This window comes from Nocardioides sp. GCM10028917, assembly GCF_042666175.1.
Taxonomy (GTDB): Bacteria; Actinomycetota; Actinomycetes; order Propionibacteriales; family Nocardioidaceae; genus Nocardioides.
In genome coordinates this window covers 258,766-285,049 of the sequence record NZ_JBHTFL010000001.1, presented here as the reverse complement: position 1 = coordinate 285,049, position 26,284 = coordinate 258,766, and the positions used below count along the sequence as shown (strand labels likewise).

At 72.5% G+C, this 26,284-nt stretch carries 27 protein-coding genes; 14 read left to right on the top strand and 13 right to left on the bottom strand.

What is annotated here, in order from left to right; all coding sequences use genetic code 11:
- The first annotated feature begins 80 nt into the window (after positions 1–80).
- Positions 81–1,313 (top strand): 4-hydroxyphenylpyruvate dioxygenase, encoded by a 1,233-nt coding sequence (hppD, locus tag ACFQW6_RS01340; protein ID WP_378540386.1) that lies wholly within the window; start codon positions 81–83, stop codon positions 1,311–1,313.
- A gap of 322 nt (positions 1,314–1,635) precedes the next feature.
- A complete protein-coding gene (locus ACFQW6_RS01335; protein WP_378540385.1) occupies positions 1,636–2,433 on the top strand; it encodes a hypothetical protein in 798 nt (265 codons plus the stop codon).
- 58 nt (positions 2,434–2,491) lie between these two features.
- On the opposite strand, the gene ACFQW6_RS01330 is transcribed toward ACFQW6_RS01335, so the two are convergent.
- Positions 2,492–3,091, bottom strand: a complete 600-nt coding sequence (locus tag ACFQW6_RS01330) for a LysE/ArgO family amino acid transporter (protein ID WP_378540384.1) — start codon at positions 3,089–3,091, stop codon at positions 2,492–2,494.
- Positions 3,092–3,163: 72 nt separating this feature from the next.
- On the opposite strand from ACFQW6_RS01330, the gene ACFQW6_RS01325 reads away from it, so the two are divergent.
- Complete coding sequence (locus ACFQW6_RS01325) at positions 3,164–4,075, top strand: LysR family transcriptional regulator ArgP (RefSeq protein ID WP_378540383.1); 912 nt, start codon at positions 3,164–3,166, stop codon at positions 4,073–4,075.
- A 171-nt stretch (positions 4,076–4,246) separates the two neighbouring features.
- Positions 4,247–5,005: a hypothetical protein gene (locus ACFQW6_RS01320; protein ID WP_378540382.1), complete on the top strand. Its 759-nt coding sequence runs from the start codon at positions 4,247–4,249 to the stop codon at positions 5,003–5,005.
- A gap of 36 nt (positions 5,006–5,041) precedes the next feature.
- On the opposite strand, the gene ACFQW6_RS01315 is transcribed toward ACFQW6_RS01320, so the two are convergent.
- Genes ACFQW6_RS01315 through ACFQW6_RS01305 form a run of 3 tightly spaced genes read right to left on the bottom strand, consistent with a single transcriptional unit; the run spans position 5,042 to position 7,428 of the window.
- Positions 5,042–5,809: an amino acid ABC transporter ATP-binding protein gene (locus ACFQW6_RS01315; RefSeq protein ID WP_378540381.1), complete on the bottom strand. Its 768-nt coding sequence runs from the start codon at positions 5,807–5,809 to the stop codon at positions 5,042–5,044.
- Positions 5,809–6,600, bottom strand: coding sequence for an amino acid ABC transporter permease (locus ACFQW6_RS01310; RefSeq protein ID WP_378540380.1), 792 nt, complete (start codon positions 6,598–6,600; stop codon positions 5,809–5,811). The genes ACFQW6_RS01315 and ACFQW6_RS01310 overlap by 1 nt, the downstream gene beginning before the upstream one ends.
- A 39-nt stretch (positions 6,601–6,639) precedes the next feature.
- Positions 6,640–7,428 carry a transporter substrate-binding domain-containing protein gene (locus ACFQW6_RS01305; RefSeq protein ID WP_378540379.1) on the bottom strand — a complete coding sequence of 263 codons (789 nt, stop codon included), beginning with the start codon at positions 7,426–7,428 and terminating at the stop codon, positions 6,640–6,642.
- 53 nt (positions 7,429–7,481) lie between these two features.
- On the opposite strand from ACFQW6_RS01305, the gene ACFQW6_RS01300 reads away from it, so the two are divergent.
- Positions 7,482–8,018 carry a DUF1697 domain-containing protein gene (locus ACFQW6_RS01300; protein ID WP_378540378.1) on the top strand — a complete coding sequence of 179 codons (537 nt, stop codon included), beginning with the start codon at positions 7,482–7,484 and terminating at the stop codon, positions 8,016–8,018.
- 21 nt (positions 8,019–8,039) lie between these two features.
- Here ACFQW6_RS01300 and ACFQW6_RS01295 read toward each other — a convergent pair whose 3' ends face one another.
- From ACFQW6_RS01295 to ACFQW6_RS01280, 4 genes are all read right to left on the bottom strand, one after another.
- Positions 8,040–8,615 carry a nicotinamidase gene (locus ACFQW6_RS01295; protein WP_378540377.1) on the bottom strand — a complete coding sequence of 192 codons (576 nt, stop codon included), beginning with the start codon at positions 8,613–8,615 and terminating at the stop codon, positions 8,040–8,042.
- Positions 8,616–8,712: 97 nt separating this feature from the next.
- Positions 8,713–9,849: a methyltransferase domain-containing protein gene (locus ACFQW6_RS01290; RefSeq protein WP_378540376.1), complete on the bottom strand. Its 1,137-nt coding sequence runs from the start codon at positions 9,847–9,849 to the stop codon at positions 8,713–8,715.
- Positions 9,850–9,945: 96 nt separating this feature from the next.
- Complete coding sequence (locus ACFQW6_RS01285) at positions 9,946–12,681, bottom strand: AAA family ATPase (RefSeq protein WP_378540375.1); 2,736 nt, start codon at positions 12,679–12,681, stop codon at positions 9,946–9,948.
- Positions 12,682–12,739: 58 nt separating this feature from the next.
- Positions 12,740–14,041, bottom strand: a complete 1,302-nt coding sequence (locus ACFQW6_RS01280; protein ID WP_378540374.1) for a nicotinate phosphoribosyltransferase — start codon at positions 14,039–14,041, stop codon at positions 12,740–12,742.
- Between the two features lie 26 nt (positions 14,042–14,067).
- Between ACFQW6_RS01280 and clpS the strand changes: the two genes are divergently transcribed.
- Genes clpS through ACFQW6_RS01265 form a run of 3 tightly spaced genes read left to right on the top strand, consistent with a single transcriptional unit; the run spans position 14,068 to position 16,181 of the window.
- Positions 14,068–14,364, top strand: coding sequence for an ATP-dependent Clp protease adapter ClpS (clpS, locus tag ACFQW6_RS01275; protein ID WP_378540373.1), 297 nt, complete (start codon positions 14,068–14,070; stop codon positions 14,362–14,364).
- A 1-nt stretch (position 14,365) separates the two neighbouring features.
- The gene (locus ACFQW6_RS01270) at positions 14,366–14,956 is read left to right on the top strand and encodes a DUF2017 domain-containing protein (RefSeq protein ID WP_378540372.1); all 591 of its coding nucleotides are present in this window, start codon (positions 14,366–14,368) and stop codon (positions 14,954–14,956) included.
- A 19-nt stretch (positions 14,957–14,975) separates the two neighbouring features.
- Positions 14,976–16,181 (top strand): DUF429 domain-containing protein, encoded by a 1,206-nt coding sequence (locus ACFQW6_RS01265; protein ID WP_378540371.1) that lies wholly within the window; start codon positions 14,976–14,978, stop codon positions 16,179–16,181.
- A gap of 32 nt (positions 16,182–16,213) precedes the next feature.
- Here ACFQW6_RS01265 and ACFQW6_RS01260 read toward each other — a convergent pair whose 3' ends face one another.
- On the bottom strand, positions 16,214–17,467 hold the full coding sequence (locus ACFQW6_RS01260; protein WP_378540370.1) for an MFS transporter: 1,254 nt from the start codon (positions 17,465–17,467) through the stop codon (positions 16,214–16,216).
- 86 nt (positions 17,468–17,553) lie between these two features.
- Between ACFQW6_RS01260 and ACFQW6_RS01255 the strand changes: the two genes are divergently transcribed.
- Genes ACFQW6_RS01255 through ACFQW6_RS01240 form a run of 4 tightly spaced genes read left to right on the top strand, consistent with a single transcriptional unit; the run spans position 17,554 to position 19,923 of the window.
- Entirely contained in the window at positions 17,554–18,006 is a 453-nt protein-coding gene (locus ACFQW6_RS01255; protein WP_378540369.1) for a Mov34/MPN/PAD-1 family protein, read from the top strand.
- Positions 18,006–18,293, top strand: coding sequence for a MoaD/ThiS family protein (locus ACFQW6_RS01250; RefSeq protein WP_378540368.1), 288 nt, complete (start codon positions 18,006–18,008; stop codon positions 18,291–18,293). The genes ACFQW6_RS01255 and ACFQW6_RS01250 overlap by 1 nt, the downstream gene beginning before the upstream one ends.
- Before the next feature lie 13 nt (positions 18,294–18,306).
- Complete coding sequence (locus ACFQW6_RS01245; protein ID WP_378540367.1) at positions 18,307–19,257, top strand: PLP-dependent cysteine synthase family protein; 951 nt, start codon at positions 18,307–18,309, stop codon at positions 19,255–19,257.
- Positions 19,258–19,278: 21 nt separating this feature from the next.
- Positions 19,279–19,923: a DUF3152 domain-containing protein gene (locus tag ACFQW6_RS01240; RefSeq protein WP_378540366.1), complete on the top strand. Its 645-nt coding sequence runs from the start codon at positions 19,279–19,281 to the stop codon at positions 19,921–19,923.
- 3 nt (positions 19,924–19,926) lie between these two features.
- Here the strand turns inward: ACFQW6_RS01240 and ACFQW6_RS01235 are convergent, their stop codons facing one another.
- Together ACFQW6_RS01235 and ACFQW6_RS01230 are read right to left on the bottom strand one after the other, a co-directional pair.
- A complete protein-coding gene (locus ACFQW6_RS01235) occupies positions 19,927–21,486 on the bottom strand; it encodes a CotH kinase family protein (protein ID WP_378540365.1) in 1,560 nt (519 codons plus the stop codon).
- A 33-nt stretch (positions 21,487–21,519) separates the two neighbouring features.
- The gene (locus tag ACFQW6_RS01230; RefSeq protein ID WP_378541053.1) at positions 21,520–22,563 is read right to left on the bottom strand and encodes an alkaline phosphatase family protein; all 1,044 of its coding nucleotides are present in this window, start codon (positions 22,561–22,563) and stop codon (positions 21,520–21,522) included.
- A gap of 97 nt (positions 22,564–22,660) precedes the next feature.
- Here ACFQW6_RS01230 and murI point away from each other — a divergent pair, with 97 nt between their 5' ends.
- Positions 22,661–23,485 carry a glutamate racemase gene (gene murI / locus ACFQW6_RS01225; protein WP_378540364.1) on the top strand — a complete coding sequence of 275 codons (825 nt, stop codon included), beginning with the start codon at positions 22,661–22,663 and terminating at the stop codon, positions 23,483–23,485.
- Positions 23,486–23,510: 25 nt separating this feature from the next.
- A complete protein-coding gene (locus ACFQW6_RS01220; RefSeq protein WP_378540363.1) occupies positions 23,511–24,275 on the top strand; it encodes an MBL fold metallo-hydrolase in 765 nt (254 codons plus the stop codon).
- A gap of 7 nt (positions 24,276–24,282) precedes the next feature.
- Here ACFQW6_RS01220 and ACFQW6_RS01215 read toward each other — a convergent pair whose 3' ends face one another.
- Positions 24,283–24,933 carry a response regulator gene (locus tag ACFQW6_RS01215; protein ID WP_378540362.1) on the bottom strand — a complete coding sequence of 217 codons (651 nt, stop codon included), beginning with the start codon at positions 24,931–24,933 and terminating at the stop codon, positions 24,283–24,285.
- Positions 24,930–26,084 (bottom strand): sensor histidine kinase, encoded by a 1,155-nt coding sequence (locus ACFQW6_RS01210; RefSeq protein ID WP_378540361.1) that lies wholly within the window; start codon positions 26,082–26,084, stop codon positions 24,930–24,932. Before ACFQW6_RS01210 ends, ACFQW6_RS01215 begins: the two co-directional genes overlap by 4 nt.
- Positions 26,085–26,284 lie beyond the last annotated feature (200 nt).

Here is a 26,284-nt window from a genome sequence, read left to right as displayed (position 1 = left end):
AGTGCCCCTCGGCTGTGCAACTTGTCCGACGTTTCGACGTACTGTTGCACACGTTGCCGCAACTGGGCAGGGTTCGCCTCATGACGACTGACATCGCCTCGACCGGTGGCGCACTGACCGTGGACGAGATGAAGGCCGACCTGTCGCTCGAGCAGCTGCGCCAGCTCGTCGGCCTCGTGGAGTACGACGCCGACGCCGACCCGTTCCCCGTGACCGGGTGGGACGCGATCTGCTTCGTGGTCGGCAACGCGACCCAGGCAGCCCACTACTACGCCTCGGCGTGGGGGATGGAGCTCATCGCCTACTCCGGCCCTGAGAACGGCAACCGCGACCACAAGTCGTACGTCCTCAAGTCCGGCTCCATCAAGTTCGTGGTGAGCGGCGCCGTCGCGCCCGACAGCGACCTCATCGCCCACCACGCCCGGCACGGCGACGGTGTCGTCGACATCGCCCTCGAGGTCCCCGACGTCGACCAGTGCATCGCGCAGGCCCGCAAGGCCGGCGCGACCGTCCTCGTCGAGCCGGAGACCGTGGCCGACGAGCACGGCAAGGTCCGCGTCGCCGCCATCGCGACCTACGGCGAGACCCGCCACACGCTGGTGCAGCGCACCGTCGACGGCGAGACGTACGCCGGTCCCTACCTCCCCGGCTACGTGCCCGTCCAGCCGCGCTGGCAGAAGAGGGATGGCGAGCCCAAGCGCCTGTTCCAGGCGCTCGACCACATCGTCGGCAACGTCGAGCTCGGTCGGATGGACGAGTGGGTCACCTTCTACAACAAGGTGATGGGCTTCGTGAACATGGCCGAGTTCATCGGTGACGACATCGCCACCGACTACTCCGCGCTGATGTCGAAGGTGGTCGCCAACGGCAACCACCGCGTGAAGTTCCCGCTCAACGAGCCCGCGATCGCGAAGAAGAAGTCGCAGATCGACGAGTACCTCGAGTTCTACAACGGCCCCGGCGCCCAGCACCTCGCCGTTGCGACCGGCGACATCCTCGCCAGCGTCGACGCCCTGCGCGCCAACGGCGTGGAGTTCCTCAACACCCCCGACTCCTACTACGAGGACCCCGAGCTGCGCGCCCGCATCGGGGAGGTGCGGGTGCCGATCGAGGAGCTGCAGAAGCGCGGCATCCTCGTCGACCGCGACGAGGACGGCTACCTCCTGCAGATCTTCACCAAGCCCCTCGGAGACCGACCCACCGTGTTCTTCGAGCTGATCGAGCGCCACGGCTCCCTCGGTTTCGGCAAGGGCAACTTCAAGGCGCTCTTCGAGGCGATCGAGCGCGAGCAGGACGCCCGCGGCAACCTCTGACTCGTTGTCCCGCCGCCGAGCGGTGAGTGAGGCACCTTTTCCGGCCTGGAAACCTGTCTCACTCACCGCTCGGCGCATGTTCGGACGTCCAGCGGTGAGTGAGGCACCTTTTCCTGCCTGGAAACCTGTCTCACTCACCGCTCGGCGCGTGTTCGGCGCTCGAGCGGTGCGTGAGGAGGAGTTCAGCCCCGCGGAACCCTCCTCAGCCACCGCTGCCTGCGTGTCGGGGTACGACGCGCCGGCGGGCGGTGTGTGGAGGGGATTCCTCGGGCGCGGAAATGCCCCTCACTCACCGCTCGGCGTCGGCCCTAGGCTGAGGCGCATGATGATCCGACCGGCCGAGCTGGCCGCGATCAAGGCCGGCACGGTCGACCTGGCGTTCCGTCGGTGGGCGAAGCCGCGGGTGGTCGTCGGCACCCGGATGCGTACGGGCGTCGGGGTGATCGAGGTGACGAGCCTGGAGCAGGTCAGCGTGTCGAGCCTGCGCGCGGACGACGCCCGCCGTGCCGGTGCGCCCTCGCTGGGGGCGCTCAAGAAGGCGCTGTCGGCGCGCTCGGAGGAGCCCGCCTGGCGGATCGGGTTGGCGTACGCCGGTCCCGACCCGCGCGAGGCGCTGCGGGCCGCGGTGCCCGACGCCGACGAGATCGCGACGATCAACGCCCGGCTCGACCGCCTCGACGCCGCGTCGGCGTACGGCGCGTGGACGCGGGAGACGCTCGACCTGATCGACCTCAACCCGACCGTGCGCGCACCCGACCTGGCCGCCCGGGTGGGGCGCGAGACGGCGGACTTCAAGAAGGACGTGCGCAAGCTCAAGGAGCTCGGCCTCACCGAGTCGCTCGCCATCGGCTACCTGCTCTCCCCGCGCGGCGAGGCGGTCGTCGACGCCGGTCTTCAGGCGCCGCGCGAGCGCGCACCCCGGGAGACGGGGACGCCGCTGCCGAGGAACATCGGCGCACCCGCCACGCGCGCGCTGCGGGAGGTCGGGGTGACGACGCTGGAGCAGGTCGCGGGCCACAGCGCCGCCGACCTGGCGGCGATGCACGGCGTCGGTCCCATGGCGATCAGCCGGCTGCGCGAGGCGCTGGCCGAGCGGGGCAGCCGCCTCGCGGGCGACTAGGCCAGGACGCCCACGAGCTCGCTCTCCGCCTCGGCGAGGCCGGGGGCATCGCGTCGGCTCAGTGCGCGAGGAGTCCCACGCCGAGGGTGCCCATCACCACCGCGATCGCCGAGTCCAGGACGCGCCAGGCGCCGGGGCGGGCGAAGAGGCCGCGCAGCAGGCGGGCGCCGTAGCCCAGGCCGAAGAACCACAGCACGCTCGCGACGAGGGTGCCGGTCAGGAACCACCAGCGGTCGGTGCCGAAGCTGTTGGCGACCGTGCCGAGCATGAGCACGGCATCGAGGTAGAAGTGCGGGTTGAGCCAGGTCAGGGCGAGGGTGAGCAGCACCGCCCGGCCGGCGGTGAGCGACGTCGACTCACCCGCCTCGAGCGCCGCCGGTCGCCACGCTCGCATCGCCGCGTGCACGCCGAAGGCGATCAGGTAGAGGCCGCCGAGCACCTGGGCCACGGGCAGGACGCCGGGCCACCGCTCGAGCACGACGCCCAGGCCGGCCACGCCCGCGGTGATCGCGACGACGTCCGAGACGAGGCAGGTCAGCACGATCGGCAGGACGTGCTCGCCGCGGATCCCCTGACGCAGGAGGAACGCGTTCTGCGCGCCGATGGCGACGATGAGGGCGAGTCCGGTGAGCAGACCGGTGAGAGCAACCTGGAACATGAGGGCAACGCTAGGTCGCGCATGGCGTTCAATCCAGCGAAGGATTCTGAGCAATCATTAGGATGTCTAAGTATGAAAGGCATCACCCAGCTCGACCCTGTGGCCCTGCGCACACTCGCCGTCGCCGTGCGGCTCGGTACCTTCGAGGCCGCCGCCCGCGAGCTGCACGTCACGCCCTCCGCGGTGAGCCAGCGGATCAAGGCGCTCGAGACCAGGATCGGCCGCGTCCTGCTGCACCGGATCAAGCCGCTGGAGCCCACCGAGGCCGGTCTGGTGCTGGTCCGCCTCGCCACGCAGACCGAGCTCCTGGAGCGGGAGGCCGTCGCCGAGCTCGTCGAGGAGCCCGACGCGACCGGGACGTCGTACGCCTCGCTGCCGATCGCGGTCAACGCGGACGCGCTCTACGGATGGTTCGTCGACGCCCTCGCCGAGGTGCAGTCGCGGCACCGCGTGGTCTTCGAGGTGGTGCGGGAGGACCACACCCGCACCGCGGAGCGGCTGCGTCGCGGAGAGGTGGTGGCGGCGATCACCGGTGAGCCCAAGCCGGTGCCGGGCTGCCGGGTGGTGCGCCTCGGCCGGCTCAGGTACGCCGCGGTCGCCACCCGCGACTTCCACGCCCGCCACTTCGCCGACGGTGTGGGGTCCGGGTCGCTCGGCGAGGCGCCGATCGTGGCCTTCGACCGCAACGACTCGCTGCAGCACGACTTCATCCGCCGGGTGACCCGTCGCCACCTCGCGCCGCCGGTGACCTACCTGCCGTCGGTGCGCGAGTTCGACCGCGCGATCCGGGTGGGCATGGGATGGGGGCTCCTGCCGGAGTCCGACGTCGTCGTCGAGCTCGACCGTGGTGACCTCGTCGAGCTGGTGCCGGGGCGGCGGCCCGAGGTGCCGCTGTTCTGGCAGCACTGGCGGCTCGGGTCCGCGCTGGTCGACGACCTCACCGACGCGGTGGTGGGTGCGGCACGCGGCTGGATGTCCGGCTGAGCCCGGTCCGCCGCCGCTCGGACAAGATGTGGTGATTCCCCTGACAGCCACAGGAGCCGGACCTAGGCTCCGAGCGAGATCGAGCACGGAGCTCGTCACGACCTGATCGGGGAAACCCCAGTGGCACGTCGTCGGAGCGCAACGTGGGCGTCCGCCCTCTGCGTCGGTCTGGTGCTCACCCTCAACGCCTGCGGAGGCTCCGGCGAGGCCGCCGCCACCCAGGGCGACGACTTCGTGCTGGAGGGCGACAAGCTCAAGGCGCTGAACGGCCAGGTCGCCAAGATGGGCATCGTGGAGTGGCACGGCCAGCTGCTCACCAAGAACCCCGACAACGGCGGCAAGCGCATCTTCGACCTCGACGGCCGGTACAGCCCGTCGACCGGCTACAGCGAGCTGTCGATGGACTCCGCGATCGGCGGTGACGTCCAGCAGGTCGACTACCTCGTCGTCGCGGGCCGCACGTACTTCAACAGCGAGGTCTGGGGCCCCAACGCCGCCGACTGCTGGGCCGACATCACCGACGACGAGGAGGGGCGCAGCTGGGCGCTGCCGACCGACCTCGACCCGACCTGGCCCGTCACCGCGGCCCGCGCGGTCAAGCTCGCCGGCGACGGCGTCGCCGTCGGGGTGCCCGCCAAGGCGGTGCTGACCGGCATGCCACGCGGTCTCTTCCCCTCGGTGCCGGCGTCCCTCGACGACATCGAGGCCAGGGCGGTCGTCACTCCGCACGGGCACCTGATCGAGGTGGGCGTGGACGTGCTGAACATGTGGAACGCCCTCCCCGAGGAGGAGCTCGCCGCCATCGACACCCGCAGGGCGGGCTGGTGGGCCATGACGATGAAGGAGTCGCAGGACGGTGCGAGCATCACGCCGCCCAAGTACGTCTTCGACCCCGCCGTCACCCCGCCCAGCCAGTGCAAGCGCGGCTGACCGGCTGAGGCACGCGCTGGACGACCGCGTCGGGTCCTAGAGCACCTTCGACAGGAACGACTGCGTCCGCTCGTGGCGGGGGTCGGCGAGCACCTGGCGCGGGTCGCCCTCCTCGACGATCACTCCGCCGTCCATGAAGACGAGGTTGTCGCCCACCTCGCGCGCGAAGCCCATCTCGTGGGTGACGACCATCATGGTCATGCCCTCGGACGCCAGGTCCTTCATGACCGCGAGCACGTCGCCGACCAGCTCCGGGTCGAGAGCCGAGGTGGGCTCGTCGAAGAGCATCATGTCGGGGCTCATCGACAGCGCCCGGGCGATCGCGGCGCGCTGCGACTGCCCTCCCGAGAGGTGGGCGGGGTAGGCCGACTCCTTCTCGGACAGCCCCACCTTCGCCAGGTTGGCGCGAGCGATCTCGACAGCCTCGGCCTTGCCACGACCCTTGACCTTCCGCTGCGCGATGGTGAGGTTGCGCAGCACCGTCATGTGCGGGAAGAGGTTGAACTGCTGGAAGACCATCCCGATGCGGGACCGGAGCTTGTCGACGTCGGCGTCGGGATCGGTGATCTCGTCACCCTCCACGAAGATGCGGCCGCTGGTGGGGGTCTCCAGCATGTTCACGCAGCGCAGCAGCGTCGACTTGCCGGAGCCAGAAGGCCCGATGACGCAGACGACCTGCCCCTGACCGACGTGGAAGTCGATGCCCTTGAGCACCTCGTTGTCGCCGAAGTACTTGTGCAGGTCCTGCACGTCGATCGCTGCTGCGGCCCGGTCGGCCGTGCGGTCGGTGGGGTGGGTGGTCATCAGCGGGCCCTCTCCGCGCGGCTCTCCATGCGGCGTACGACGATCGACAGCGGCACCGTGATCAGCAGGTAGCACAGGCCGATCACGATGATCGGGGTGAGGTTCGAGGAGGAGTTCATGCCCTCGCGGCCGAACTTGGTGAGCTCGTAGCCCGACAGCGACAGGCCCAGGATGTAGACGAGCGAGGAGTCCTTCGTCAGCAGGATCAGCTCGTTGGTCAACGGCGGGAGGATGATCCGGAACGCCTGCGGCACGACCACGCTGATCATGGCCCTGCTGTGCGACATGCCGAGCGACCGAGCAGCCTCCATCTGCCCCTTCGGCACCGCCTGGATGCCGGCCCGGATGGTCTCCGCCATGTAGGCGCCGCCGACGAGGCCGAGGGCGAGGGTGACGACCCCCAGGTTGCCGAAGGGGATCTCGTAGCGGGGGAAGGCGAGGTTGAAGCCCACGCTGAGCGCGATGAAGACGACCAGCGCGGGCAGCCCTCGGAACAGCTCGATGATGCCGGTCGCGATCCACCGGTAGGGCCCCACGCTCGACAGGCGCATGAGCGCCAGCACCAGCCCGAGCAGGAGCCCGAACGTGAAGCCGCACGCGGTGTAGATGATCGTGTTCTTGAGCGCGATGGTGATGACGTCGGGGAACTGCTCCTTGACCAGCTCCCAGTTCCAGAACGCCCGCTGGATCTGCTCCCAGTCGGCGATGAGCGCGATGGCCAGGAGCACGACCACCAGCACGGCGTACTGGACGTAGCGCCACCGGGCTGCACGCTGACGGGGACTCGCCATGGGCTCACATCACCTTGGTCGGGAGGGGCTGGGGAGGCGTCACTCGGTGGGGGCGGTGCCGAACCACTTCTCGTAGACCGCGTCGTACTCCTCGCTCGCGATGCCCTCGTTGATGGCGGCGAGCAGCTCGTCGTTGCCGCCCTTCTTCACCGAGAAGCCGTACTCCTCGCCCGTCTCGAACTCGGTGACCACCTCGACGTCGTCGTTCTGGCTGACGAAGTAGTTGAGCAGGCCGTTGTCGTTGACGCCGGCGTCGGTCTTGCCGGTCCGGACTGCCTGCTGCATCAGGGAGGAGTCCTCGAAGGAGATGATCTCCGCGTCCTCGGGGGCGTTCTCCCGCACGTAGTCGGCGCCGGTCGTGCCGTCCTGGACCGCGATCTTCTTGCCGGCCAGGTCCTCGAGCGAGGTGATGCCCGAGCCGGTCTTGGTCATCAGGGCCTGCGTGGCCTCGAAGTAGGGGTCGGTGAAGTCCATGACCGCGGCGCGCTCGTCGTTGATCGTCATGGCACCGGCCCCCACGTCGCACTGCCCGGTGTTGAGGGCCTCGCCCGTCGTGATCGTCTCCCACGCGACGTCGAGGACCTCGGTCTCGAGGCCTTCGTTCTCGGCGGCGATCGCCAGCACGTCCGGGTCGAAGCCGACGACCTCGCCGCCCTCGGTGAACTCGAAGGGCTCGTAGGGGAGGTGGGTGCAGATCGTCAGGGTGCCGTCCTTGACCAGCTCGATGCCCGACTCGGTGGTCGTGGACGTGTCGTCCTTGGCGCACCCGCCGACAGTGAGGGCGAGCGCCGCGGCGCTGACGACGGTGGCGAGAGCTCGAGTCTTCATGAGTCCCACCCTAGACCCGTCCGACCGCTGCCCCGGGCAGGCATACTCCCGGTGTGCCCACCTACGTCGCCTTCCTGCGCGCCATCAACCTCGGCGCGAAGCGGAAGTTCCCCAAGGACGCCATCAAGGCCGCGACCGAGGCGGCGGGCGGCCGCGACGTGGAGACCTACATCAACACCGGCAACGTCCGGCTGACCCACCCGGCACGCTCGGTGGCGAAGGTGCAGGCCGCGCTCGAGGAGGCGTACGCCGCCGCGGCCGGGTTCGAGGTCCCGACGGTCGTCTTCACCACGAAGGACCTCGCCGCGCTCACCGCGCGGGCCGAGGAGCTGCACGCCGAGCACGACCCGTCCGGCCAGCACTACGTCACCCTCTACTCCGCCGCTCCGAGCGCCGCCGCGGTCGAGGCCGCCCACGCGCTCGAGCACGAGGGCGAGACCGTCGTGGTCGACGGCCGCGCCGCGTACGTCCTGCTCGACGGCGACATCCACACCTCCAAGCTGCTCGCGTCGAAGGAGCTGACGGCGCTCGGGAAGGGCACCGCGCGCACCGTCAAGGTGCTGCGGACCGTCACCGAGAAGTGGTGCTGACCAGCAGGACCGGGTGGGCGGTCAGGCGATCTCGACGCCGGCTCCGGCCAGCTCGGTGATCGCGGCGGCCGTGGACTCCTCGGCCACGCCGGCACACAGCGCGGTCAGCACCCGGGTGGTGAACCCCGCGCCCGCGCTGTCGAGCGCCGTGGCGCGCACGCAGTGATCGGTGGCGATGCCGCACACGTCGACCTCCTCCACCTGCCGGGCCCGCAGCCAGTCGGTCAGCGGGTCCCCGGACGACGTACGCCCCTCGAAGCCGCTGTAGGCCGCCTCGTGCTCGCCCTTGTAGAACACCTCGTCGAAGGGCTGCGGGTCGAGGTTGGGATGGAACGCCGCCCCCTCGGTGCCGACCTTGCAGTGCACCGGCCACGAGTCGACGAAGTCGGGCTTGAGCGACCAGTGCGACCCCGGGTCGACGTGGTGGTCCTTCGTGGCGACGACGACGTCGTACGCCGGTGCGTCGTCGGCCTGCGAGTGCCAGCGGTGCAGCAGGTCGTTGATGCCCGCCGCCACGCTGGCGCCGCCCGGGACGGGCAGCGAGCCGCCCTCGCAGAAGTCGTTCTGGACGTCGACGACGATCAGGGCTCGGGCCATGCGTCGAGGCTAGCGGTGCGAGGACGCAGGAGCAGCCCTCCCGCCGCCCGGAGAGAGGGTGGCGGGAGGGCTGCCGCGGGCACCCCGGGCCCCGGCGTCAGCGGCGGGTCGCCGTGACGATGCGGTACTCCCAGTCGACGACCAGGCCGTCGCCCTCACCACGGTCGTGCGACTCGGCGAGCGCGACGAGGTCGGCCCGGAGCGCGGCGCGCCCCTGGTCGTCCAGCCGGCTGGCTGCCGCGAAGGTGGGTCCGTAGTAGGTGAGGAACAGGTCGGCGAACGCCCCGGCGTCGGTGAAGCGCTGGGTGACCTTCGCGGTCTCCGAGCGGACGTCGCTGACGCCCTCGCCCAGCAGGCCGGCGACGACCTCCTCCGTGCCCCACCGGGTGGCGGGCTGCGCGCCCGGCGGCGGCGACACGTGCGCACCGACGGTGCGCAGCATCCCGCCGACGAACCCCTCGGGGGTCCAGCTCGCGATGCCGATGCGTCCGCCGGAGCGCGTCACGCGGACCAGCTCGCGGGCGGCCGCGTCGTGGTCGGCGGCGAACATGACGCCGATGGCGGACATCACGACGTCGAACGAGGCGTCCTCGTAGGGCAGGTGCTCCGCGTCGGCCTCGGCCAGCTCGACGACGAGGTCCTCGGCCTCCGCTCGGCGCCGAGCGATCTCGAGGAGCTCGGGAACGTAGTCGATGCCGACCGACTCGGCCGACCGGCGTGCGGCGGCGAGGGCGACGTGGCCCGTGCCGGTCGCGACGTCGAGCACCCGGTCGGTCGGACTGACCCCGACGTGGTCGACGAGGTGCTCGGAGACCGGGACCGTCAGGGCGGCGATCTTGTTGTAGTCGCCGCTGCTCCAGACCTTCTGCTGCTTGTCACGGAGCTCGGAGAGGTCAGGGGTGCCGGTGGTGCTGGTGGTGGTGCTGGTCATGCTGGTTCCTTTCGTGGTGCCGTCCGGCGACTCCTGTGCGCCGGCGACGGACGTGGTGGCCGCCGAGACGTGCTCGAGCCGGAGGCCGGCCCGCCCCACCGCCTCGGTGACCAGGTCGACCGAGTCGGCCTCGTAGAGCAGGAAGCACGTCTCGTCCTCGGGGACGAAGAACGACTGCAGGTAGCGCACCGCCCGGCCCTCCCGGGCCAGGTCGGCGCCGGCCTGCTCCGCCACCGCGACGTGGTGCCGCGCGACGGCGTGGTCGCCCTGTGAGACGTAGAGCTCGACGAGGTACTCGGCCATGACTCCACGGTGCTCGCCCCGGACGGGGTGCCGAAACTGCGGAAGACCCGAGGAAATGACCCCGGGAACAACCCCAGTTGACAGCCTCGGTACGGCTCAGGTGGCGGTGTCGTCGAGCTCCGCCAGGCGCGGCGCGAGCTCCATCCGCGACCGGATGCCGAGCTTGGTGTAGGCGTTGCGGAGGTGGAACTCGACCGTGCTGACGGTGACGACCAGCGTCCGGGCGATCTCCTTGTTGGCCAGTCCCTGCACGGCGAGGTCGGCCACCCGGCGCTCGGTGGTGGTGAGGCGCCCGGGGGTGCTGGGGCGGCGGGCGCCCACCCGCTCGAGGTCGGCGCGCGCGGCATCGGCCCAACCGGGCGCGCCCTGCTCCTCGAAGAGCCGCACCGCGCGCTCGAGGGAGTCGCGGGCGGCGCCCCACTTGCGCGCGCGTCGCTGGGCCCGGCCGAGCGCGAGCCAGGTCCTCGCCGCCTCGGCCGCGAGCCCGCGCTCGTCGTACGCCGTGGCGACGCCGACCAGCGCCCGCGCCTCGTCGTCGGACCACGCGCCCGCGAGGGCGACCGTCGCGGCTCCGCGCCCCGCGGTGAGCCGGGCCCACGTGTGGTCCTGCAGGTCGGCGGTCTCGTGCAGCGCGTCGACGACCGTGCACGCGTCGCCCACGTCGCCGGTCTCGACGAGAGCCTCGACGAGGTCGGGGGCGGCGGGGAAGGCGCCGGGGTCGAGCACCCCCTGGTCGCGCGTGTGGGCCCACACGGTGCGGAGGTGTCGGACCGCCTCCTCGGGGCGGTGGTCCAGCAGGGCCGCCACGCCGAGCGCGCGCGTCGCCTCCAGCCAGTCCCAGCGGATCCCGGTCTCCTCGGCCTGCGCGATCGCTCGCTCGCCCCACTCGCGTGCACCGGCGGCGTCGCCCCGGCCCGCGGCGAGCAGGCTCCGGCACCGCTCGTACATCGGCCAGTGGAGCAGGCTGCTGTCGAGCGAGGCGGCCCACTCGTCGAGGAGCTCCGCGGCGTCGTCCCACCGGCCCAGGCGCAGCTCGAGCTCGCAGAGGTGGAGCCGAGCCAGCGCGTACGGGCTGGGCTCCCCGCGGTCGGCGGCGAGCGAGCGGAACGACTCGAACCGCTCCCGCGCGGGCCCCGGCTCCCCGCGCCACACGTGCTGCTGGCCGGCCACCCGCCCCGGCGTGCGGGCGAGGTACGACGACTCGCACGCGAGCACCTCGTAGCGCTCGAGGAGGTCGTCGAGGGGGCGCCCGCGCAACGCGGAGGTCCACACGCGGGTGTAGAGGGCGAGCCGCTGGCCGCCCGCGGAGCCGGAGGCCGACGCCACCACGGCCTCGGCGGCCCGAGCGTCGGCGACGACGACGTTGCGGACCTCGATGACTGCCTCGTTCTCGGCGAGGTGGCACAGCACGCGCAGGCGCAGGGCGGCGTCGTCGCCGGCCTCGTCGAGGGCGCGCTGGAGGAGCGCGAGGATGTCGTCGTTGCCGTGCACCACGCCGCCGGTGAGGAGCACGTGAGCGCGCACCCGGTCGGCCCGCTCGGGGAGGCTCGCCGCGCGAGGGGCGAGGAGGTCGGTCAGGCGCTGCTTCTCCCCGGCCATCTGCAGCAGCTTGGCCAGCAGCATCACCCGTCCCGCGTCGGCGTCGCCGGGCGGGGTGAGGCGCAGGGCGTGCCCGGCCAGGTCGGCGGCCAGCCGGATCGCGCCGCGCGCGGTCGCGCGCGCGACCGCCCCGTCGAGCCGGGCCGCGAGCACCGGGTCGGGCTCGGTGGCGGCGAGGGCGAGGTGCAGCACGCGGCGCTGGTCGTCGGAGACCACGGCGGCGAGGTCGGCGTGGAGACGTCGTACGTCGTCGGCGGTCGCGGCGCGCCGGGCGGCCTCGGCCAGCAGCGGGTGCGCCGGGCGGACCCGGTCGCCGTCGACGTCGACGACGCCCGTCGCGGACGCGTGCTCGAGCGCGTCCGGGCCGGCGAGGTCGCGCACCTGCGCGACGCGCAGGTCGGCGTCGAGCGCGAGCGCGAGCAGCAGCCGGCGGGTGGCGGGTTCCAGGTCGGCGACGCGCAGGCCGAGGAGGTCCTCGACCGCGTCGGGCACGGGCAGTCCCTCGCCGAGCGTCGCCGGGTCGCGGCCTGCCAGCAGCCGGCCGACCTCGAGGGCGAAGAGCGGGTTGCCCAGCGTCGTGTCGTAGACGCGACGGAGCAGGTGGTGGGGGAGTCGCAGGCCCAGCCGGGTCGCGAGGATCTGCCGGGTGCCGCCGAGGGTCGTCGCCCGCACCACGAGCCGGTCGACCCGCTCGTCGCGGAACGCGCCCTCGACCCCGCTGCGAGGGCCGGGGCGACGGGCGAGGAGGACGGTGACGCGGTCCTGCAGCCGGCGCGCCGCGTAGGCGAGCGCGGCCTGCGACGACGGGTCGAGCCACTGCAGGTCGTCGACGGCCACGAGGAGGTGCTGCTCGCGGGACAGGGAGCGCAGGGCGGAGAGGAGCGCGAGCGAGACCACCTGCTCGGTGGCCGGCTGCTCGCCGGGCTCGGCCCGGTAGAGCGCCACCTCCAGCGCGTGCAGCTGAGGCGGGGGGACCGCCGTGAGCTCGTCCACGGCGACCTCGTCGAGGAGGTCGATCAGCCCCGCGAAGGGGAGGCCGGTCTCGGACGCGCTGCCCCGCGCCGCCAGCACCCGCATCCCGCGGTCCCGGCCCCCCGCCAGGCCCTGCTCCCACAGGCTGGTCTTGCCGACGCCCGGCTCGCCCTCGAGCACCAGCGCCCGCACCGAGGTCGGCTCGCGGTCGAGCACCTCGGCGATCATCTCGAGCTCGGCGTCGCGCGCGACGAGACCCATGTCGGCATGATGACAGCCGACGGGCCGCGGGGCATCGGGAAAAGGTCGCCCCAGCCGGTCAGGGTCCCAGGTGCACCGTCGGGATCACGGGCTCGCCGGCCGACATCATCGTCACGGAGCGGGGCAGCTCGGCGACCGACGCACGGTGGCGGGTCCGGGCCTCATCGAGCGTCGCGCGGCCGACGACCTCGCCGTCACGCACGAGCGGGACGAGCAGGGCGCGGTCGTCACCGTCGTCCTCCGGCGGCGCGCCGATCCCCACCACCTCGGCCTCCGCGACCCCGCTCGGGCCACGCCGGCGCAGTGCGTACTTCCGGCCGCCGATGGACTGCTTGTCCGTCGACTTCTTCGCCACCGACACCAGCTCGCCACCCGCGTCCTCGCGCGCCACCAGCTTGTAGACGAAGCCGCACGTCGGGTGGCCCGAGCCGGTGACCAGCTGGGTCCCCACACCGTAGGCGTCGACCGGCTCCGCCGCGAGGGCGGCGATGGCGTGCTCGTCGAGGTCGCTGGTCACCACGATGCGGGTGGCGCTCGCCCCGAGGCCGTCGAGCTGGGCGCGCACCTCGCGCGCCACCTCGCCCAGGTCCCCGGAGTCGAGACGGACCGCCCCGAGGCCGGTGCCGGCGACCTCCACCGCGAGGCGTACGGCCTCGGCGACGTCGTAGGTGTCGACCAGCAGCGTCGTGCCCACGCCGAGGGTCTGCACCTGGGCACGGAAGGCGTCCGACTCGGCGTCGTGCAGCAGCGTGAAGGAGTGGGCGGCGGTGCCGGTGGACGGCACCCCGTAGCGGGCGCGGGCGGCCAGGTTGCTGGAGGCGTCGAAGCCGGCGACGTACGCCGCCCGCGCAGCCGCCACCGCGGCCTCCTCGTGGGTGCGGCGCGACCCCATCTCGATGCACGGGCGGTCCCCGGCCGCCAGCGTCATCCGGGACGCGGCCGAGGCGATCGCCGAGTCGTGGTTGTAGACGGACAGCAGGACCGTCTCCAGGAGGACGGCCTCGGCGAAGGTCCCCTCGACCACCACCAGCGGCGAGTAGGGGAAGTAGGCCTCGCCCTCGGCGTAGCCCCACACGTCGCCGGAGAAGCGGTAGGAGCCGAGCCAGTCGAGCATGTCGGGGTCGACGACCCCCTCGAGCGCCGTCAGGGCGGCAGCGTCGAAGCGGAAGTCCTCGATGGCATCCAGCGCCCTCCCGACCCCGGCCACGACGCCGTAGCGGCGACCCGGCGGGAGCCGCCGCGGGAACAGCTCGAAGACCGCCCGGCGGTCGGCCGTGCCGGACTGCCGCGCGGCCTGGACCATGGTCAGCTCGTAGTGGTCCGTCAGGAGCGCCGATGACCTACGGGGTGGGCTCGTCACGACCGACACTGTGCCACGATGGACTCGTGTCAGCCGCCAGTCCCGTAGAGGTCGAGCCGACCGTCACCCCCGATGAGATCACCTTCCTGTCCAAGCCGTGGGTGACCCTCGTGTGGGACGACCCGGTCAACCTGATGTCCTACGTCGCCTACGTGTTCCAGAAGTACTTCGGCTACGACAAGGCCAAGGCCGAGAAGCTGATGCTCGAGGTGCACACCGAGGGCAAGTCGGTGGTCTCGACGGGCACGCGCGAGGAGATGGAGCGCGACGTGCAGGCCATGCACGAGTACGGACTCTGGGCGACGATGGAGAAGGCATCCTGAGGTGAGCGGCTTCGAACGACACCGCAGGTCCGGCCGCGTGATCGCCACCTTCACCGGCTTCGAGGCCGATCTCCTGCGCTCCCTCGCCTCGCAGATGGTCGAGCTCCTGCGCAACGAGCGCGCCGAGCCGGCGGCACCCACCGCCGACGCGTTCGACGCGATGACGGCCGAGTTCTCCGGTGCCACCACCATCCCCGAGGACCCCGTGCTCGCGCGGCTCTTCCCGACCGCCTACCCCCACGACGAGGAGTCGGCCGCCGACTTCCGCCGCTTCACCGAGAGCGGGCTGCGCGACGGCAAGGCCTCGGCGGCGGGGTCGATCATCGACACGCTCGAGGACGCCGGGCTCCCGCCGGAGCTGACGGAGGACGGCCTCGTCATCGACGTCGAGCTCACCCACGCCGAGGCCGAGGCGTGGATGCGCGCGTTCACCGACATCCGGCTCGCGCTCGCCACCCGGCTCGGCGTGGAGGCCGGGGACGAGCACTACTGGCACTCGCTGCCCGACGACGACCCGCGCGCCCAGGCGCACGACATCTACGAGTGGGTGGGCTACCTGCAGGAGACGGTCGTCGAGGCCCTCACCTCGTGACCGGCCCCGTGACCGGCCCATGAGCCCCGTCCCGGACTTCGTCCTCGCGCTGCGGGACAAGATCGGCCACGACGCGCTGTGGCTCCCCGGGGTCACGGCCGTCGTACGACGTGGCGACGAGGTGCTGCTCGTGCGACGCGCCGACAACGGCCACTGGACCCCGATCACCGGGATCCCCGACCCGGGGGAGGAGCCGGCGGTGGCCGCGGCCCGCGAGGCCCTCGAGGAGACCGGTGTCCGGATCCGGGTGGACCGGCTGGCCGCAACGGCGGTCCACGGCGAGATCGTCCACGCGAACGGGGACCGCGCGACGTACCTCGACCTGACCTTCGCCTGCACCTGGCTCGAGGGCGAGGCCCACGTGGCCGACGACGAGTCGAGCGACGTGCGGTGGTGGCCCTTGTCCGCGCTGCCGCCGATGGGCGACATCATGACCGCGCGCATCGATGCCGCCACCAGCGGCGAGACCGCGGCACGGTTCGTCGCCCCCGCGGGGGCCGACGACGAGGAGCCGCCGCCGGTCCTCGCTCCGCCGGCGCCCGTGCTCGGCGTGGACGCCTGCCCGGCCGGGTGGGTCGGGGTCGTGATCGACCCGCAGCGCCGCGCCTCGGTCTTCGTCGCGTCCGACATCGCCGGCCTCGTCGACCTGGTCCGTGAGCGGCACGACGTCCCGGTCGTCGCGGTCGACATCCCGATCGGGCTGCCCGACACGGGCGGACGGCAGGCCGACGCGCAGGCCCGTCGCGCGCTCGTCGGCAAGGCCTCGTCGGTGTTCTCCACCCCGGTGCGCGCCGCGGTCGAGGCCGCCACCTACGAGGAGGCACGGGCGGCCAACCTCGCCGCGACCGGCGGACGCACCAGCGTCAGCGCCCAGGCGTACGCCCTGCGCGAGAAGGTGCTGCAGGTCGACGCGTGGGTGCGGGGACGGCCCGGCGCCCACGTGATCGAGGTCCACCCGGAGGTGAGCTTCGCCCGGATGGCCGGAGCCCCGCTGCTGGCGCGCAAGAAGGACGCCGACGGGGTCCGCGCCCGCCGCCAGGCGCTCGCCGCCCACGGCATCGTGGCGCCCGCGTGGTTCCGCGGCGCGGGCTTTGGCGAGGACGACCTGCTCGACGCGTGCGCCGTCGCGTGGACGGCCGTGCGCCACGCGCTGGGGGTCTCCGAGTCGTACCCCGAGGTGCCGGAGGTCTTCTCCGACGGGATCCCGGCTGCGATCTGGGTCTGAGGCTGGGTCTGAGGCTGGGTCTGAGGCCGACCTCAGCCGGAGTGCGTGAGCACGCCGTAGCGCTCCCGCGAGGCGAGCGCCCAGCGCGAGGCGGGCACCGAGACCAGCGCGACGCCGAGCATCAGTGCCGCCAGCACCAGCCAGCCGGTCTCGCCCATCTCGACGCACAGCAGCGTCACCAGCGGGGGACCGACGACGGCGATCACGCTGAAGCCGAGTCCGGCGAAGCCCTGGTACTGGCCCTGCCGCTCGTGCGGTGCGAGGCCCATCTGGAGTCCCCACTGGCCGCCCGAGCCGATCATCTCGCCGACCACGTGCACCAGCGACCCGACGACGAGCACCACCACGGCGAACGTCGCGTCGCCGCGGTCGGCGAGGGCCACGATGGCGAAGCCGGCGGCGATCCACACCGCCCCGCGGACCAGCGCCCGGGCGCCGGCCTCGACCGAGTCGGCCCGGCGCGAGAGCCGCACCTGGAAGAGCGCGACGCAGGCGGTGTTGAGCACGAGCAGCACCGCGACCATCACCGGCGGGGCCGCGGTGCGCTCGGAGATGTAGAGCGCCAGGCCGAGCTCCATCACGAAGAAGTGGAGCGAGAACAGCCCGGTCAGCGCGACCACGACCACGTAGGGCCAGTCGCGCAGCACGGCGAGGCGCGGCTCGCCCTCGGGCCGGACGTACGCCGGCAGGTCCGGCAGGCGGGTGGTGTTCCACGCCGCGAAGCCGGTGAAGACGGCGTTGAGCACGAACACCGAGACGTAGGCCCACGACTCGTCGACGACGAGCGCGGCACCCCCGAAGACCGAGCCGAGTCCGATCGCGGTGTTCGTCACCGCCCGCAGGTAGGCCTTGAACTGCACACCGCGCCCGCCGGTGGCGAGCTGCGCGATGACGCCCTGCTGCACCGAGCCGGCCGAGCGCTCGAACAGGGTGAGCAGTGCGAGCAGGAACGCGAGCTGCCACGGCGTACGCGCCAGGATCGGCAGCGCGCTCGTGAGGGCGGCGCCCACCATGCAGACCGTCAGCACGCGGCGCGGCCCGTGGCTGTCGCCGAGCTGGCCGGCCGGCACCTGGACGAGGATCCCGACGACGGCGGCGACCGCCAGCGCGAAGGCGACCTCGGCGGCGCTGAAGCCCACCTGCCGGGTGAAGTAGAGCGCGCTGGTCGTCATGACCGCGCCGGCGCCGAACCGGTTGGCGAACGAGCCGAGCGCCAGGACCCGCAGGTCGCGCTCGAGCGGGATGCCGCGGCGGGTCAGCGGCGCCCGCACCTGCGACAACGACATGTGGCTCCCCTCGAAGTCTCTCGACGTCAAGACTATGTGGTGAGACGCGTGCGAGCCGCATCGACCGCCTGCCTACCCTTGGCAGCGTGCTGACCCTCGCCCAGGAGATCTACGACGCCATCGTGGCGCACGCCAAGCGCGACCACCCCGACGAGGCGTGCGGCGTCGTCGCGGGCCCCGAGGGCAGCGATCGCGCCGAGCGGTTCATCCCGATGGTCAACGCCGCCGGCAGCCCGACGTTCTACGAGTTCGACTCCTCCGAGCTGCTGGCCCTCTACAAGGACATGGACGCGCGCGACGAGGAGCCGGTGGTCGTCTACCACTCCCACACCGCCACCGAGGCCTACCCCAGCCGCACCGACATCGGCCTCGCCAGCGAGCCGAACGCCCACTACGTGCTCGTCAGCACACGCGAGCACGGGAATAGCGACGGCCCGGTGGAGTTCAGGTCCTACAGAATCATCGACGGAGTCGTGACCGAGGAAGAGGTCGCGACCACGCCCACGACTGAGTCGTCCCAGAAAGCGAGCACCCCCTGATGGCCATCGAGGTCCGGATCCCCACCATCCTGCGCACCTACACCGACGGCGCCAAGGCCGTCGAGGGCGCGGGCGGCACGCTGTCCGCCCTGATCGACGACCTCGAGGGCAACCACCCCGGGATCAAGGACCGCCTGGTCGAGGACAAGTCGGGCTCGATCGACCTGCGCCGCTTCGTCAACGTCTACATCAACGACGAGGACGTCCGCTTCATCGGCGGACTCGAGGCGGAGCTCTCCGACGGCGACCAGGTCGTCGTCCTGCCGGCCGTCGCCGGCGGTTGCTGACCCGGCTGATCGCGTGACGCGCTACGACGACCTGCTCGCCTCCGTCGGCAACACCCCGCTGGTGGGGCTGCCGCGGCTCTCGCCCAGCCCCGACGTGCGTCTTTGGGCGAAGCTGGAGGACCGGAACCCGACCGGGTCGATCAAGGACCGTCCGGCCCTGCGGATGATCGAGCAGGCCGAGAAGGACGGCGTCCTGCGGCCGGGGTGCACGATCCTCGAGCCCACCAGCGGCAACACCGGCATCTCGCTGGCGATGGCCGCCAAGCTCAAGGGCTACCGCATCGTCTGCGTGCTGCCGGAGAACACCTCCGAGGAGCGCCGCCAGCTCCTGCGGATGTGGGGCGCGGAGATCGTCTCCTCGCCCGCCGCCGGTGGGTCCAACGAGGCCGTCCGCGTCGCCAAGCAGGTCGCCGGGGAGCACCCCGACTGGGTGATGCTCTACCAGTACGGCAACGAGGCCAACGCCCTCGCGCACCAGGAGGGCACCGGCCCGGAGATCCTCGCCGACCTCCCCGGCATCACCCACTTCGTCGCCGGGCTCGGCACGACCGGGACGCTGATGGGTGTCTCCCGCTTCTTCCGGGGAGCCAAGCCCGACGTGCGGATCGTGGCGGCCGAGCCGCGCTACGGCGAGCTCGTCTACGGCCTGCGCAACCTCGACGAGGGCTTCGTCCCGGAGCTGTACGACGCCTCGCTGATCGACTCGCGGTTCAGCGTCGGCCCGCGCGACGCCGTACGCCGGGTGCGCGAGCTGCTCGAGCTCGAGGGCATCTTCGCCGGCATCTCGACCGGCGCGATCCTGCACGCCGCACTCGGCCAGGCCGCCAAGGCGGTCAGGGCGGGGGAGCGTGCCGACATCGCCTTCGTCGTGTGCGACGGCGGGTGGAAGTACCTCTCGACCGGCGCCTACGAGGGGACGATCGACGAGGCCGAGGACAGGCTCGACGGACAGCTCTGGGCCTGAGGCGTGTCCTAGGCTGGTGCGGTGGACCGAGCGCCCCGCCTCCTGCGACTGCTGGTCGCGCTCGCGCCGCTCGTCCTGACGCTCCTGGCCGCCCCGTCTCACGCGACGGGGGAGGACGCCGGCGAGCACCGGCGCGCGGCCCGGACGCCGACCCGACCGACGGTGGCGTACGCCGTCCCGGTGAGCCGCCGCGTCACCTACTCCGTCAGGACGCGCGGGCGGGTGACGGCGTCGATGAAGGTCTTCCGCCGCCAGGCGCAGGAGACCTTCGACCACCGGCGCGGCTGGCGCGCCGCCGGTGTGCAGTTCCGCCGGGTGCGGCGGGGCGGTGACTTCACCCTCGTGCTCGCCGCGGCCGGCACGCTGCCGTCGTTCTCCCCGGGCTGCTCCGTGCGGTGGTCGTGCCGCGTGGGGCGGCGCGTGGTGATCAACCAGCTGAGGTGGAGACATGCGTCCCCGGCCTGGAACCGCGCCGGACGGTCGCGGCGCGACTACCGGCACCTGGTCGTCAACCACGAGACGGGCCACTGGCTCGGGCGCGGGCACGCCGGGTGCCACCGGCGCGGTCGGGCGCCGGTGATGATGCAGCAGTCCAAGGGCACCGGCCGGTGCCGGTTCAACCCGTGGCCGCTGCCCTGGGAGGCCGCGGCGGTCAGGCGGCGCTGAACGTCAGCGAGTGTTGGCGTCGATGACCAGGGTGGTGGTCGACGGCGAGCCCACGACGACGCCGCCGGAGGCCCCGGTCAGCGTGATCAGCACGGTCTCGCGGCCCTCGGTGACCCGGTCGTCGATGACTTGGACGGGGACGTAGCGCTCGGTCTGCCCGGGCGCGAAGACCGCCTGACCGGTGCCGTTGACGAAGTCCTCGCCCGCGGTGGCGGTGCCGGCCTGCACGGTCCAGGACACGTCCACGGCCCCGACGGCGGGCGACTGCAGCCGCACCGGCACCCACACCGTGCGTGCCCGCTCCTCGGTGCGCTGACGGATGCCACCGAGCCGCACCTCGTTGCTGCTCAGCCACTGGATCCGTCGGGTGAGCCAGTCGGCGAGGAACTCGACCTCGGCCTGGCGGTCGCGGCCGTGGCGGGTCCACTCAAGGTCGCCCGAGGCGTGCCACTGGGCCCAGTCGGCCTCGGCGGCAGGGGCCAGCGTCGCCGCTGCGCCCGGGATCTCGGAGACCACCTGGCGCGCGACCGGCTTGAGCTTGGCCCACCGGCTCTTGACGCGGGCGGAGAAGGCCGGGTCCTCCAGCATCCGGGCCACCCAGTGGCGCCCGACGCGGGTCACCCAGGTGTCGGGCTGGGAAGAGGCCTTCCACCGGCTGCCCGCGCTGAGGTCGAAGTCCCAGACGGGGCCGAAGACGAAGCGCTTGCCCGGCACCCAGCTGAAGTTGACGCTCGACTGGAAGTTGGAGTCCTGGTTCGCGAACAGCTCCTCGACGAGGTACCAGTCGATCAGCTTGCGGACGTTGACGTACGCCGCGTAGCCGGTGTCGGGATCGGCGAAGTCGGGGCCGTAGAGGACCCTCTCGAACCGCGACACCGCGCGCCGGACCTCGCGCCGCTGCTGCTTCGTGACCTCGTCGGGGTCCTTGAAGGCCACGGGCGTCCCGCGACGCGTGCGGAAGCCGGGCTCGTCGTCGCGGAGGTAGCGCTGGTTGATCTCCAGCAGGTAGCCGTCGTCGGGCAGGTCGACGCGTCCCTTGCCCTCCTCCACCTGCTCGGTGAGCATGTAGAGACCCTGCGACTGGCCGTTGAGGACGACCTCGACGAAACGGAAGCGCGGGGTCCACTGCAGCCGGGTCTGCGCTGCGATCGCGAACGCCGCGGCCGTCCGCAGCGAGCTGCGGTCGGCGTAGCCGGCGAGGAGCACCCACTCGTCGTACTCCCGCGACCCGACCAGGGCGGCGTCCTCCTCGAGCTTGAGCTTGTAGGGCTTCTTGGCCCAGCCCCAGGTCGAGTTGCCCCGTCCGCGCACCTCGGTGACCCGGGTGACGCCGTCCAGGGTGACGGTGCCGGGCACGTAGTCCTCGCGGTCGATGACCGCACCCGCGGTGTCGATGACCAGCTGGGTCTGCGCCGCCGGCGGCCAGCCCAGGACGGCGGCTGCCCGGTCGGTGCGCGAGGGCTCGTGCCCGGTGGCCGGGGCGAGCACGACGGCGGACGCGGCGACGGTGAGCGCGGTCGCGACGCTCAGTCGTCCCAGGAGGGGCTTCTTCAACAGGGGCATGGGTCTCCTCGGCCCGGCGTCCGGGCGGCTGGGTCAGGCAGGCGGGGGTGAGACGTCGAGGTCGAGGTCGGAGTTGTGCTCACTTCCCGGGACGGCCGCGAGGTCGAGGAGGTCGAGAGTGAGGTTGGCCAGGTCGCCGTTGCGGACCGGCTGCGGCGACTGGCGGTAGGTCGTGCGCCGCGTGCCGGGATCGCGGTAGTCGTCGGCGTTGAGCTCGTAGAGGTCGGCCCCGGCCGGGACGCCCGGGCCGGCCACCATGAAGGCCACGCGGTAGTTGGCCAGGCGGCGCGCGTCCGAGTGGTCAGCACCCAGACCGCCGTGGTCGCTGGTGAGGATGATCGCCGTGCGGCCGACGAGCGCGGGGTCGTTGCGGACGGCGTCGACGATCGACCCGACGAGCGTGTCGACCTGCTGGACCGCGCGCAGGTAGCGCGGTGACATGAAGCCGTACTCGTGACCGGCCGCGTCGGGAAGCGACAGGTGGACGAACCGGAAGGCGCGCTCGTGGTCGCGGAGGTCGCGCCGCACCGAGCGCGCCAGGCGCGCGTTGTCGAGCTGGATGCGGGTGGTCTCGATGGCCAGGGGCCAGCTGCGCTTCCACAGCGAGAACTTGGTCTTGCTCGCGAAGAGGGCCGTCGAGCCGCCGGCGGCGCTCACCTGCGTGAAGACCGACTCGACGCGCTTCCCGGCCGCCGCCTGCACGGTCGCCGGACGGCGCCGGTCGTCGTTCCACGTCACGCCGTGGCCGCCCGTCGCGGCCTCGACCCGCCGGCCGGTCACCATCCCGGTGTGGTTGGGAAGGGTGATGGTCAGCTCGTGCTCGGTGCGGGCGTTGAGCGTCGACGCGCCGGAGTCCATGAGGTCGTGCAGGTGGGGCGTGCGCGTGGGGCCGAGCCTGCCGAGGGCGTCGGTGTTGAGCCCGTCGACGGAGATGGCCACGACCGAGTCGATCGGGTTGTCGGCGGAGACGCGCTGGGTGCTCGGCAGGGGGTCGCCGGAGGGCACCTGGGCCGGGGCGGACGTCGGGCACAACCCGATGGCGGAGCAGGCGAGGAGGGAGGCGAGCGCGGTACGCATGGTCACGCGGCGACCCTAACCCGACGGGGGCGGTGTGACGGGGCCGACGCACGCGACCGCGTGACCCGCGACGCCCCGAGCGCCTAGCCTGCTGCCTGTGCCGACGCCCACGCCGCGAGAGACCGCCGACGCCCCCATCGGCATCTTCGACTCCGGCTTCGGCGGACTGACCGTCGCCCGCTCCGTCATCGACCAGCTCCCGCACGAGTCCGTCGTCTACCTCGGCGACACCGCGCGCCAGCCCTACGGCCAGAAGCCCATCGGCGAGGTCCGCGAGTACGCCCTCGAGTGCCTCGACCACCTCTACGAGCGCGGCGTGAAGGCGCTGGTCATCGCGTGCAACTCCGCCAGTGCCGCGATGCTGCGCGACGCCCGCGAGCGCTACGACGTCCCCGTCGTCGAGGTGATCCTCCCCGCGGCCAGGCGCGCGGCCGCGGCCACGCGCAACCAGCGGGTCGGGGTGATCTGCACGCGCGCCACCGCCAGCTCCATGGCGTACGACGACGCCTTCGCCGCCGCGCCGCACCTCGACCTGCACATCCGGGCCTGCCCGCGCTTCGTGGAGTTCGTCGAGGAGGGCGTCACCGGCGGTGACGAGCTGCTGGCCGCCGCCCACGACTACCTCGACCCGCTGGCCGAGGCAGGGGTCGACACGCTGATCCTCGGCTGCACCCACTACCCGCTGCTGACCGGCGTCATCTCCTACGTGATGGGCGACCAGGTCACCCTGGTCAGCTCGGCGGAGGAGTGCGCCAAGGACGTCTACAAGATGTTGGCCGGCACCGGCCTGATGCGTCCCGACGGCGAGGCGAGCTACACCTTCTCAACCACCGGCAGCCCCGACGACTTCGCCACGATCGGCCGCCGCTTCCTCGGCTCGGAGCTGCTCGGGGCGACGCAGTTCGCCGGGGGACGCGCATGAACCACCCCACGACGCGGGGTCCTCGATGAGGCTCACCATCGTCGGGTGCTCGGGTTCCTACCCCGGCCCCGAGTCCGCGGCGAGCTGCTACCTCCTGGAGGCCGACGAGGGAGGGCGCACCTGGCGGATCCTGCTCGACCTCGGCAACGGCGCGCTCGGGCAGCTGCACCGCTACGCCGACCCGCTGGGGATCGACGCGGTCTTCCTCAGCCACCTCCACGCCGACCACTGCCTCGACCTCTGCGGCTACTACGTGATGCGCAAGTACCACCCCACCGGCGCGCAGCCCCAGATCCCCGTCTGGGGGCCGGCGGGCACGGCCGAGCGGATGGCGCGGGCCTACGACCTGCCGCTCGACCCCGGCATGACCGAGGAGTTCGCGTTCCACGGCTACGGGGACGACGGCGCAGCCGTGGACCTGGGCCCGTTCCGCGTCGAGGCACGCCGGGTGGTCCACCCCGTGGCCGCCTATGCCCTGCGCGTCACCGCCGGCGGTCGGACGCTCGTCTACTCCGGCGACACCGGGCCGTGCCCGGAGCTCGACGAGGTGGCCGTCGGAGCCGACCTGCTGCTCGCGGAGGCGTCGTTCCGCAGCGGCGACGACAACCCGCCCGAGCTCCACATGACCGGCGCCGACTGCGGGCGTACGGCGTCGCGCGCCGGGGTCGGACGCCTGGTGCTGACCCACGTCCCGCCGTGGCACGACCCGGCCGACGCGGAGGCCGAGGCCCGCGCCGAGTGGTCGGGTCCGGTCGAGCTGGCACGCGCCGGCACGACGTACGACATCTAGCCGCGCGTCAGACCAGCCCGGCGTCGTGCACGACCATCGCGACCTGCACGCGGTTGGTGGCGTCGAGCTTGGTCAGCAACCGGGAGACGTGCGACTTCACGGTGGGGATGGACAGGTAGAGCTCGGAGGCGATCTCGGAGTTGCTGAGCCCGCGCCCGACGCACACGGCGACCTCGAGCTCGCGCTCGGTCAGCACGGTGAGCCGGTCCGCGGCGGTCGTGGTGCGGTCGGTCGTCGAGGTGTTGCGCAGCCGGGAGACCAGGCTGCGGGTCGCGGACGGCGACAGCATCGCGTCACCTGCCGCCACCGTGCGGATCGCTCCGACGATGTCGCCGGGCGGGGTGTCCTTCAGCAGGAAGCCGTCGGCGCCCGCCGCGACGGCGCTGAGCACGTGGTCGTCGGCGTCGAAGGTGGTGAGCACGACCACGGCCGGCGGGGACGGTCGCGAGTGCAGGACGCGCGTCGCCTCCAGGCCGTCCATCACCGGCATCCGGATGTCCATCAGCACGACGTCGGGCCGGTGCTCGGCGACCTGGGCCAGGCCGGCCTCGCCGTTGTGGGCCTCGCCCACCACCTCGATGTCGGACTGTCCGCCGAGCATCAGGGTCAGCGCCGAACGGACCAGCGGGTCGTCGTCGACGAGCAGCACGCGGATCACGCAGTCCACGGTAGCCAAGCCTCCAGCACGAACCTCGACCCCTCCGTGCGCTGCTGCAGCCGGCCGCCCCGCAGCTCGGTGCGCTCGCGCAGCCCGACCAGCCCCAGACCCGCGCCCGGCGCGGCGCTCGGCCGGTCGCTGAGCGGGTTGCTGATCACGACGGTGATGCCGCCGCGCTCGTCCCCCGAGGATCGGATCTCCACCTCGGCGCCCGGGGCGTGCTTGCGGACGTTGGTGATGCCCTCCTGCACGATCCGGTAGACCGTGCGGCCCGTCACCGGCGGCACCGGCACGTCGCCGTCGACGTGGTCGGCCCAGTCGATGTCGAGGCCGAGCGAGCGAGCCTCGTCGACCAGGGCGGCGATGTCGTCGTACGTCGGCTGCGGGCGCGCCGTGGGCGGGCTCGGGTCGTCCTCGCGCAGCACCCCGAGCACGCCGCGGAGCTCGTGGAGCGCGTCGTTGGCCTGTCGCTGGATCTGGCCGAGCCCCTCGCGGAGGCGGTCGGCGTCGAGGTCGTCGCGGAACGCGAGCGCGCCGGCCTGCATGGACACCTGGGTGATGCGGTGCGCGACCACGTCGTGCATCTCCCCGGCGATGCGGGCGCGCTCGGTCGAGCGGGCCTGGGTGAGCCGGAGCTCCTGCTCGAGCTCGGCGCGCTCGGCGCGGTTGCGGAGGTTCCAGAGCAGCTCGCGCCGCGAGCCGATGTAGAGACCCCAGCCCATCATCCCCGTGTTGACGGCCAGGTTGACCAGCGTGGTGATGAGGAAGTCGCTGTCCTCGATCGGCGCGATCGTCGTCCAGGTCTGCGCGGCGACGAAGTTGGCGGTGCCGACGAGCACCACCTCGCGCCAGCGCCGTCGGGTCGCGACGGAGACCGCGGCGAGGGTGGCCGGACCGGCCGCGATCCCGGAGAAGGCGCTCATCGCAGCGATGACGAGGGCCACCCGCTTGGGCGCACGGCGGCGGAAGTGGACCAGCACGAAGGCGGCGACGCCCAGGACCACCTCGACGGTGAAGAGCAGGCGGTGGTCGCGCCACTCGGCCCCCGCGGCGGTCTGCCAGACCGCCGCCGAGAACACGACGCACAGCGCGTAGCGCCACGCGTGCGCCACCCACGTCAGCTCGGGCTGGGTGTCGGGTCGCGGCTCCACGGCGCTCAGGGTAACGAGCCGATTTCCTACTTTGGTCGCAAGCACATGGCCTCTGGGCCGATGCGACGGCCGGGCTCGCGCGCGCAGGGTGGTCCCACCAACCGCGCGGAGGGAGCTGCGCGGCGTGGGGCCGCGCACGAGTGGACGGTCCCGCAGGGGAAGGGGTTTTGAGCCGGGTCCGGTAACACACGGGGGTGACC

Bases quoted from the DNA above. Each gene is read 5' to 3' on its own strand.
- hppD (WP_378540386.1), top strand. From the start codon at position 81: ATGACGACTGACATCGCCTCGACCGGTGGCGCACTGACCGTGGACGAG.
- ACFQW6_RS01335 (WP_378540385.1), top strand. From the start codon at position 1,636: ATGATGATCCGACCGGCCGAGCTGGCCGCGATCAAGGCCGGCACGGTC.
- ACFQW6_RS01330 (WP_378540384.1), bottom strand. From the start codon at position 3,091: ATGTTCCAGGTTGCTCTCACCGGTCTGCTCACCGGACTCGCCCTCATC.
- ACFQW6_RS01325 (WP_378540383.1), top strand. From the start codon at position 3,164: ATGAAAGGCATCACCCAGCTCGACCCTGTGGCCCTGCGCACACTCGCC.
- ACFQW6_RS01315 (WP_378540381.1), bottom strand. From the start codon at position 5,809: ATGACCACCCACCCCACCGACCGCACGGCCGACCGGGCCGCAGCAGCG.
- ACFQW6_RS01310 (WP_378540380.1), bottom strand. From the start codon at position 6,600: ATGGCGAGTCCCCGTCAGCGTGCAGCCCGGTGGCGCTACGTCCAGTAC.
- ACFQW6_RS01305 (WP_378540379.1), bottom strand. From the start codon at position 7,428: ATGAAGACTCGAGCTCTCGCCACCGTCGTCAGCGCCGCGGCGCTCGCC.
- ACFQW6_RS01295 (WP_378540377.1), bottom strand. From the start codon at position 8,615: ATGGCCCGAGCCCTGATCGTCGTCGACGTCCAGAACGACTTCTGCGAG.
- ACFQW6_RS01290 (WP_378540376.1), bottom strand. From the start codon at position 9,849: ATGGCCGAGTACCTCGTCGAGCTCTACGTCTCACAGGGCGACCACGCC.
- ACFQW6_RS01285 (WP_378540375.1), bottom strand. From the start codon at position 12,681: ATGGGTCTCGTCGCGCGCGACGCCGAGCTCGAGATGATCGCCGAGGTG.
- ACFQW6_RS01265 (WP_378540371.1), top strand. From the start codon at position 14,976: ATGAGCCCCGTCCCGGACTTCGTCCTCGCGCTGCGGGACAAGATCGGC.
- ACFQW6_RS01260 (WP_378540370.1), bottom strand. From the start codon at position 17,467: ATGTCGTTGTCGCAGGTGCGGGCGCCGCTGACCCGCCGCGGCATCCCG.
- ACFQW6_RS01250 (WP_378540368.1), top strand. From the start codon at position 18,006: ATGGCCATCGAGGTCCGGATCCCCACCATCCTGCGCACCTACACCGAC.
- ACFQW6_RS01235 (WP_378540365.1), bottom strand. From the start codon at position 21,486: ATGCCCCTGTTGAAGAAGCCCCTCCTGGGACGACTGAGCGTCGCGACC.
- ACFQW6_RS01230 (WP_378541053.1), bottom strand. From the start codon at position 22,563: ATGCGTACCGCGCTCGCCTCCCTCCTCGCCTGCTCCGCCATCGGGTTG.
- ACFQW6_RS01220 (WP_378540363.1), top strand. From the start codon at position 23,511: ATGAGGCTCACCATCGTCGGGTGCTCGGGTTCCTACCCCGGCCCCGAG.